We start from the raw sequence: 8,017 nt of genomic DNA on the forward strand, positions 1-8,017 counted from the left end.
GTCGGCAAGCTCGCGAGCAACCGGCGCGCGCGGCTCGTGGAGTACGCGGTCTCGTCGCAGCTCGTCACGCGCGCCGACCTCGCGCTGCTCGACGACCCGGCGCTGCGCGACGCCGACGACGAGGGGGAGGGCACCGCATGAAGGTCAAGCTCACGCTGCACCGGCCGACGACCGAGCCGACCGACGTCGTCATCACGGCCGACTCGACCGCGAGCGTCGAGGACGTCGCCCGCCAGATCGCGCTCGCCGACCCCGAGCGCTCGATCCCGTTCGCCGAGGGCGACACGCTGTCGCTCGCCGTCGCGCCGCCGACCGAGACGCAGCTCGTGCAGCTGCAGCCCGACGCGCTCATCGCCGAGGCGCCGATCGGCAGCGGCTTCCACACGCAGGTCGTGAACCTCGGCGCGGGCGCGGCGCGCCGCGGCGGCCCCGCCGGCAGCGCGCTCGAGGCGATCGCGGTGCTCCGCGTCGTGAGCGGTCCGCTCGCCGGCCAGGAGTTCCAGCTCGGCCGCGGCCACGCCTCGATCGGCCGCGACGCGCGCTGCGACATCGTGCTCGACGACCCGCTCGTCTCGAAGCGGCACGCGCGCATCGAGGTCGGCACGCACATCGAGGTCGTCGACCTCAACTCCGCGAACGGCATCGTCGTCGACGGCGGGCTCGTCTCCCGCCTGCGGGTCGTGCCGGGTGCGGTGTTCACCCTCGGGGACACCGCGCTGACGGTCTCCCTCGTCGGCGCCTTCGACGCATCCGGCCCCGACCCCGTGCTCGAGCGCGGCGGCGCGCTCATGTTCAACCGCAGCCCGCGCGTCGAGGCGCGCTACCCGGGCACCGCCTACAAGGGCCCGCGGATGCCCAAGGAGATGGTCGAGCGCATCTTCCCGTGGCCGATGCTCGTCGCCCCGATCCTGCTCGCCGCCGCGATGTTCGCGATCACCGAGAGCCCGCGATCGCTGCTCATCGCGTTCATGACGCCGCTCATGCTGCTCGGCAACTTCATCAACACGAAGACGCAGAACGGGCAGAAGCGCAAGCTCGAGGCGCAGATCTTCGAGGCGCGCTACGAGGAGCTCGAGGAGATCCTCTACCGTGAGAAGCCGATCGAGGAGCGCGTGCGCGGCGCCGAGGTGCCGCCCGTCGCCGAGGTCTTCGAGCACGCGATGCGGCTCGGCCCGATGCTCTGGACCCGCCGCCCCGAGCACTGGAACTTCCTCTCGGTGCGGCTCGGCACGTGCCGCGCCGAGTCGCGCAACTCGATCCAGGACGACGAGGCGCAGGACGGCCTGCCCGAGTACCTCGAGCGCGTCGAGCGGCTGCGCGAGCGCTACCGCTACGTCGACGACGTGCCGATCGTCGAGTCGTTCGCGACGGTCGGCTCGATCGGCGTCGCGGGCCCCAAGTCGCTCGCCTCCGACGCGCTGCGCGGCCTCGCGGTGCAGCTCTACGGCCTGCACGCGCCCAACGAGGTCGTCACGGTCGCGCTGTGCGACCCGGAGTGGACGGGCGAGCTCGAGTGGATGAAGTGGCTCCCGCACACGACGAGCGAGACGAGCCCGTTCAAGGAGATGCCGCTCGCGGACTCGGCGACCGCCGGCGCCGCGCTCCTCAGCGCGCTCGAGGAGCTCGTGCTCGGCCGCTCGAAGCAGGCGGCCGCCGACCGCAAGACCCCGCTCGACGACGACTGGACGCCCATGCGCTACGGCTCCGACGTCGAGCGCGCGGCGAAGGACACCGTCACGAGCATCCAGACCTCGGTCGTGCTCGTCGTCACGAACGACGCGCCGGTCGACCGGCCGCGGCTCACGCAGATCCTCGAGCGGGGCGCGGCGGTCGGCGTCTACGGCGTGTTCGTCGCGCCCACCGTCGAGTCGCTCCCGGCGGTGTGCCGCAGCTTCGTCGACGTCTCCGGCGGGCTCGCGGATGCGCGGGTCGGTACGGTGCGCGCGGGCGTCGAGTACGAGGGCGTGCAGGTCGAGGGCGTCTCGAACGAGTACATGGACATGCTCGCGAAGCGGCTCGCGCCCGTCGTGGACGCGAGCATCGTCGTCGACGACTCCTCCGACATCCCCGATGCCGTCATGCTCCTCTCGCTCGTCGGGCCCGAGCTCGCCGAGGACCCGAACGCGGTCATCGACCGCTGGCGGCAGAGCAACACGATCCTCGACCGCTCGGGCGGGCCGAAGCCGCGGCTCAAGAAGGCGGGGAACCTGCGCGCGATCATCGGGCAGGGCGCCTCCGACGCCATGGCGCTCGACCTGCGCACCCAGGGTCCGCACGCGCTCGTCGGCGGCACGACGGGCGCGGGCAAGTCGGAGTTCCTGCAGGCGTGGGTGCTCGGCATGGCGGCCGCGCACAGCCCCGACCGGGTGACGTTCCTGTTCGTCGACTACAAGGGCGGGTCGGCGTTCGCCGACTGCGTCGACCTGCCGCACTGCGTGGGCCTCGTGACCGACCTGAGCCCGCACCTCGTGCGCCGCGCGCTCACGAGCCTGCGCGCCGAGCTGCACCACCGCGAGCACCTGCTCAACCGCAAGAAGGCGAAGGACCTGCTCGAGCTCGAGAAGCGGCAGGACCCCGAGACGCCGCCCGCGCTCGTGCTCGTGATCGACGAGTTCGCCGCGCTCGCGGGCGAGGTGCCCGAGTTCGTCGACGGCGTCGTCGACATCGCCCAGCGCGGCCGATCGCTCGGAATCCACCTCATCATGGCGACGCAGCGCCCCGCGGGCGTCATCAAGGACAACCTGCGGGCCAACACCAACCTGCGGGTCGCGCTGCGGATGGCCGACGAGTCCGACTCGAAGGACGTCGTCGACGACCCCGTCGCCGCGTCCTTCCCGCCCTCGATCCCGGGCCGCGGCATCGCGAAGACGGGCCCCGGGCGGCTCGTGCCGTTCCAGTCGGCCTACGCGGGCGGCTGGACGGGCCGCGCCGAGCAGCAGGCGGCCGACGTCAAGGTCGCCGAGCTGCGGTTCGGCTCGGTGCAGCGCTGGGAGCCGGAGGCAGCACCGGAGTCGGACGCGCACGACGAGGACCTTGGCCCCAACGACCAGAAGCGCATCGTCTCGACGCTCATCCGTGCGAGCGAGCTCGCCCGCATCCCCGCGCCACGCCGCCCGTGGCTCGACGACCTCGAGACCACCGTCGACCTGCGCGACCTGCCGATCGAGGGCGACAGCCGCATCGTGCTCGGCAAGGTCGACATCCCCGAGCGGCAGCGCCAGGATCCGGTGCACTTCCACCCCGACCGCGACGGCTCGCTGCTCGTCTACGGCACGTCGGGCTCGGGCAAGTCGACGCTCCTGAAGACGATCGGCATCGCGGCGGGCATGCGCCCCGAGCTGGGCCGCGCCGAGGTGTACGGGCTCGACTTCGCCTCGGGCGCGCTCAAGTCGCTCGAGCAGCTGCCGCACGTGGGCTCGATCATCGCGGGCGACGACGCCGAGCGCGTGCAGCGGCTGCTGCGCTCGCTCGGCCGCGAGCTCGACCGGCGCGGCAAGGCGTTCGCCGCGGCCGACGCGTCGAGCCTCACCGAGTTCCGCGAGCTCGTCGAGCCGAAGGCGACGCGCATCTTCCTGCTGCTCGACAACTACCCGCAGTTCAAGGCCGACTGGGAGGTCACGAGCGCGCGCTCGCCCTTCTACCAGGTCTTCATGCGCATCCTCGGCGAGGGCCGGCCGCTCGGCATCCACGCGATCGCGACCGCCGACCGCTCGGGCGCCGTGCCGACCGCCGTGAGCTCGAACGTCTCGCGCCGCGTCGTGCTGCGGCTCTCCGACGAGTCGGGCTACGTGCTCGTCGGCGCCCCGAAGGACGTGCTCGACGACCGCTCCGCGCCGGGCCGCGCGATCATCGACGGGCTCGAGATGCAGGTCGCGACGCTCGGCGGCACGCCGAACGTCGCCGAGCAGACGAAGCTCATGGGGCAGCTCGCCGAGGCGCTCCGCGCCCAGGGCGTGCGCGACGTCGAGGAGATCGGGGCGCTGCCGACGCGGCTCGCGCTCGAGCAGCTGCCCGACCGCGTCGACGACCTGCCGGTCATCGGCGTCGCCGAGGACACCCTCGCGGCCCGCGACTTCGACCCGCAGGGCACCTTCGTCGTCGCGGGCCCGCCCGGCTCAGGCAAGACGAACGCGCTCAAGGCCCTCGTCGTCGCGATGGAGCGCTTCGACCCCGAGGTCAAGCTCTTCCACTTCGCGGGCCGCCGCTCGGTGCTGCACGACTTCCGGCCGTGGGTGCGCAGCGCGACCCGGCCCGACGAGGCGAAGGCGCTCGCGACCGAGCTCGCCGAGATCGTCGCCGACGAGTCGATCCCCGGCCGCATCATGATCGTCATGGAGAACGTGCCGCAGTTCGCCGACTCGGATGCCGAGCGCCCGCTCAAGGCGCTCTTCCAGGCCGTCAACCGCAGCGACCACCTTCTCGTCGGCGACGCCGACGTCACGCAGGTCACCGGCGGCTTCGGCTTCATCGGCGACTTCAAGGCCGGCCGCAAGGGCATCGTGCTCAAGCCCGACGCGTACGACGGAGACTCGGTGTTCAAGGTGCCGTTCCCGAAGGTCAAGCGGAGCGACTTCCCCGAGGGCCGCGGCATCCTCGTGCAGCAGGGCAGGGCACTCACGGTGCAGCTGCCGCTCGTGCCGGACGGCGCGCGCGCCGCGCAGCCCGCGACCGAGGGCGCGGCCGCCGCACAGCGGTGACGGATGCGCCGGCGGTCGTCGTGCGCGCGGCCCGCGGCGGGGCATGGGTACCTCTCCCCATCGCGGCCCCAGGCGCGCTTGCCTAGGTTTGTCCCAGGTGGTCCGGGCGGGCCGCACAACTCGATTCGATGAGGAGACGGCAATGGCCGATTTCGGCGCATCATATGCAGAGATGGAGTCCGTGGCGGGGAAGCTCGACGCGGGCAAGGAGGACATCTCGGGTGTCCTGAAGGACCTGAAGGGCCAGGTCGACACGCTGCTGGGCGAGGACTTCAAGACGCAGCACGCGTCGGGCAAGTTCGGCGAGGGCTACGAGGAGCTCACGACGGGTCTCGAGAAGGCGATCGAGGGCATCTCCGAGATGGGTGACGCGCTGCGCGGCATGATGCAGGCGATCCAGTCGCTCGACGAGCAGCTCGCCGGCAGCTGACCCGCCGCGCGCGCAGGGGCCGACCGCGAGGGTGGGCCCCTGCGCCGCTTCACGCGGCCGCGCCGCGCGCGTCGTGGGGAGTCCTCCCCATCGCGCGCAGCGCATCCGCCGCCTACGTTCGACAGCATCACCGCGGCACGCCGCCGCCGCAGCCCAGGGGGAGACCATGAACGACGTGCTCATCACGTTCGACGAGCTGCTCGCGCTGCGCCAGCAGCTCGACGCGATCATCGCCGAGCTCGAGGCCGCCGGCGACCGGTCGAACGAGCTCGAGGCGGCGATCGGGCGCCCCTACGGCCGCTCGGAGCTGCGCTCGAAGGCGAGCGACTTCGAGAGCCGCTGGAACGACAAGCGCGTCGACCTCGCGCGCGACATGACGAAGGTGCGCGACCACGTGCAGGGCGTGCTCGAGGGCTTCGCGAAGTTCGACGAGGAAGCGGCCGTCAAGCTCGAGTCCGCCGACGCGGCGGCCTGACCGGCAGGACGAGGAGACACCGATGCATGCAGGACCGCAGTCGCCGAAGGGCCGCTGGATCGAGTACGTCGAGGGCGACCCGGGCGCCATCGTCGCGCGCGGCCAGGCGATCGAGTCGCTCGGCGAGTCGATGCAGGAGAGCGCGACGACGCTCGAGCGGGTGCAGAGCGGCACGGACGGCCAGAAGGGCCTCGCCGTCGAGAAGCTGCGCGAGGTCGTCGGCGACAGCCACAGCCTCCTGCGCAAGGCCGGGGAGCTCTACGAGCCGACCGGGCCCGTGCTCGTCGCCTACGGCGAGGCGCTCGCCGACGTGCAGCCCAGGATCAGGAGCCACGTCGACCGCTGCGCCGAGCTGTGGGCTGCCTTCGCCGCGCTCCCCGGCTCGGTCGAGCCGCGCGGCACCGGCGGCTGGCTGCAGCCGGAGCCCGACAGCCCCGAGGCGCAGCGGCAGGCCGAGGAGGACGCCGCGAAGCTCGCCGCGTACGAGGCATGGGAGCGCGAGGCCGGGTACTGGGACGCCGACTACGACACGTGGGAGGACGCGTTCGAGTCGGCCGCGAACGGCATCGGCACCGTGCTCGAGGGCAAGGTGGAGGACGGCTTCTGGGACGACGTCGACGGCTTCGTCGCGGGCGTGCAGAAGACGCTCAGCTGGGCCGGCCTCGTCGTCGGCGTGCTCGCGATCATCTTCGGCGGGCCGATCCTCGCGCTCATCGGCGCGGTCATCGGCCTCGTCGCGCTCGGCCTCACGATCTACCAGAAGATCCGGGGCGATGCCGGCTGGGTGCAGCTGGGCCTCGCGATCGTCGGCGTGCTCCCCTGGGGCAAGCTCGGCAAGATCTCGACCGGCAAGTTCAGCTTCGCCGACGACATGTTCGGCGGCGTCTTCGGCGCCACCGCGTGGCGGAGCGCGGGCTCTCAGGCGCGCGAGCTCGGCTTCGCGTACCTCTTCCACGGCCGCGGCCTCAGCGGCGCGCTCGGGAGCCTCAGGCAGTTCGCGACCGGCAACAACCCGAACGGCTTCGGCGACGTCTTCCTGCGGCTCATGACCGGCAAGGACGTCGCCGGCTACGAGAAGATCGGCGAGGTGACCGGGGTGCTGCCGGCGCTCGCCACCGCGTCCGACCTCCTGCACGGGCTCATGGGCGTGCCGCTCAAGTACGACGGCTGGATCTCGATGTTCACGGGGCATGAGACGATCAAGAAGAAGCTGCCCGCCCTCGACGTCGTCTGGTGATCGGGGCGCGCTCGAGCGACGAGGAGTGTGATCGGTGACGGCCACGTGGCGGATCTCTGCGAGCTCGGCCGCACCGGGCTGGCTCGGCATGCCGCCGCTCGGCGCGGACGACGCGGGATGGGTCGACGCGAGCACCGCCGCGCTCCGGGCCGCGTTCGGGGACCGCTGGAGCGCCGATCTCGACTCGGCCGTGCCCGCGCTCCTGCAGCTGGGGCTCGATCGCCGCGAGGACGACGACCTGCTCTCGTGGCTCCTGTGGCCCGTCGCGCTGCCGGTCTTCGCGGTCGTGCGCGCGAGGGTCGTCGACAGCGCCGCGCTGCCCGACTTCCACGCCGCCGGCGCGTCCGTCCAGCCGGTCGAGAGCGGCACGCTCGGGCCCGGCATCCTGGTGACGGCTCGCGTGCGGCTCGAGGAGGCCGATGCCTCCGCCGCCCTCGCGGTGCTCGCCTTCGACGACGGCGACGCCGCGCTCGCGCTCTCGATCGACCCGACCGTCGCCGAGGTCGTCGACCTCTCGGCCCCCGCGCTCCGCGACCTCGCCGACCGCGTCGAGCTCGAGCGGCCCGACGGGTCGGCCTTCCGGGCCCGGCCCCCCGCGGGCATCGTCGCCGCCGAGGCATGGAGCCTGGGGGGCGCGGCATGAGCCTGCGGCACGACACCGCCCTCGCGTGGGCCGACGACCTGTCGGCGGCGGCCGAGCCCCGGCTCGGCATCCTCGAGGCGTACGCGCTCCAGCGCCATCCCGCCGCGCTCGAGCACATGGGCGAGGACGGCGCGGGCCTCGCGCGGGTCGCGGGCGCGAAGGGCAGCGGCATGGCCGGGCTCTGGCTGCTCCTGCCGCTGCTGCTCGCCGTCATCGCGCCCCTCATCGGGCTCGCCGCGCTGCTGGGCGACCCGCTCGGCTTCCACCGCTTCGACGGCGACGTGTCGGTGCCCATCGCGGGCGTGAGCTTCGTCGTCGCCGCGCTCGTGCAGGTCGCCGCGGCGGTCCGGTGGCTCCGCGGGTCGCGCCCCCGCGACCGCCAGCTGCTGCTGCTCGGCTTCGGCACCGCGCTGCTCGCCGCGCTCAGCTGGTGGATCATGGGCTCCGCGCCCGGCCCGGCCTCGGCCGCGGGCGCCGGAGCGTGGCGCGCCGCTGTGCTCGTGGCAGGAGCGCTGGGCCTCGCGCTGGGCGCGCT

6 protein-coding genes are annotated in these 8,017 nt (G+C 73.0%); all 6 read left to right on the top strand.

The genetic code is table 11. From position 1 onward, the window contains the following. Positions 1-137: 137 nt before the first annotated feature. Positions 138-4,697 (top strand): FtsK/SpoIIIE domain-containing protein, encoded by a 4,560-nt coding sequence (locus tag NWP09_RS09995; protein ID WP_258275365.1) that lies wholly within the window; start codon positions 138-140, stop codon positions 4,695-4,697. Between the two features lie 142 nt (positions 4,698-4,839). After that, a complete protein-coding gene (locus tag NWP09_RS10000; protein WP_258275366.1) occupies positions 4,840-5,127 on the top strand; it encodes a WXG100 family type VII secretion target in 288 nt (95 codons plus the stop codon). 166 nt (positions 5,128-5,293) lie between these two features. After that, entirely contained in the window at positions 5,294-5,602 is a 309-nt protein-coding gene (locus tag NWP09_RS10005; protein ID WP_258275367.1) for a hypothetical protein, read from the top strand. 22 nt (positions 5,603-5,624) lie between these two features. Continuing rightward, the gene (locus tag NWP09_RS10010; protein WP_258275368.1) at positions 5,625-6,839 is read left to right on the top strand and encodes a hypothetical protein; all 1,215 of its coding nucleotides are present in this window, start codon (positions 5,625-5,627) and stop codon (positions 6,837-6,839) included. A gap of 34 nt (positions 6,840-6,873) precedes the next feature. Next, positions 6,874-7,482 carry a hypothetical protein gene (locus NWP09_RS10015; protein ID WP_258275369.1) on the top strand — a complete coding sequence of 203 codons (609 nt, stop codon included), beginning with the start codon at positions 6,874-6,876 and terminating at the stop codon, positions 7,480-7,482. Next, on the top strand, positions 7,479-8,017 hold a 539-nt coding region (locus tag NWP09_RS10020; RefSeq protein WP_258275370.1), incomplete at its 3' end, for a hypothetical protein. The genes NWP09_RS10015 and NWP09_RS10020, both read left to right, overlap by 4 nt.

The sequence above is a fragment of the Agrococcus sp. HG114 genome, from assembly GCF_024723325.1.
In the GTDB taxonomy this organism is placed as follows: domain Bacteria; phylum Actinomycetota; class Actinomycetes; order Actinomycetales; family Microbacteriaceae; genus Agrococcus.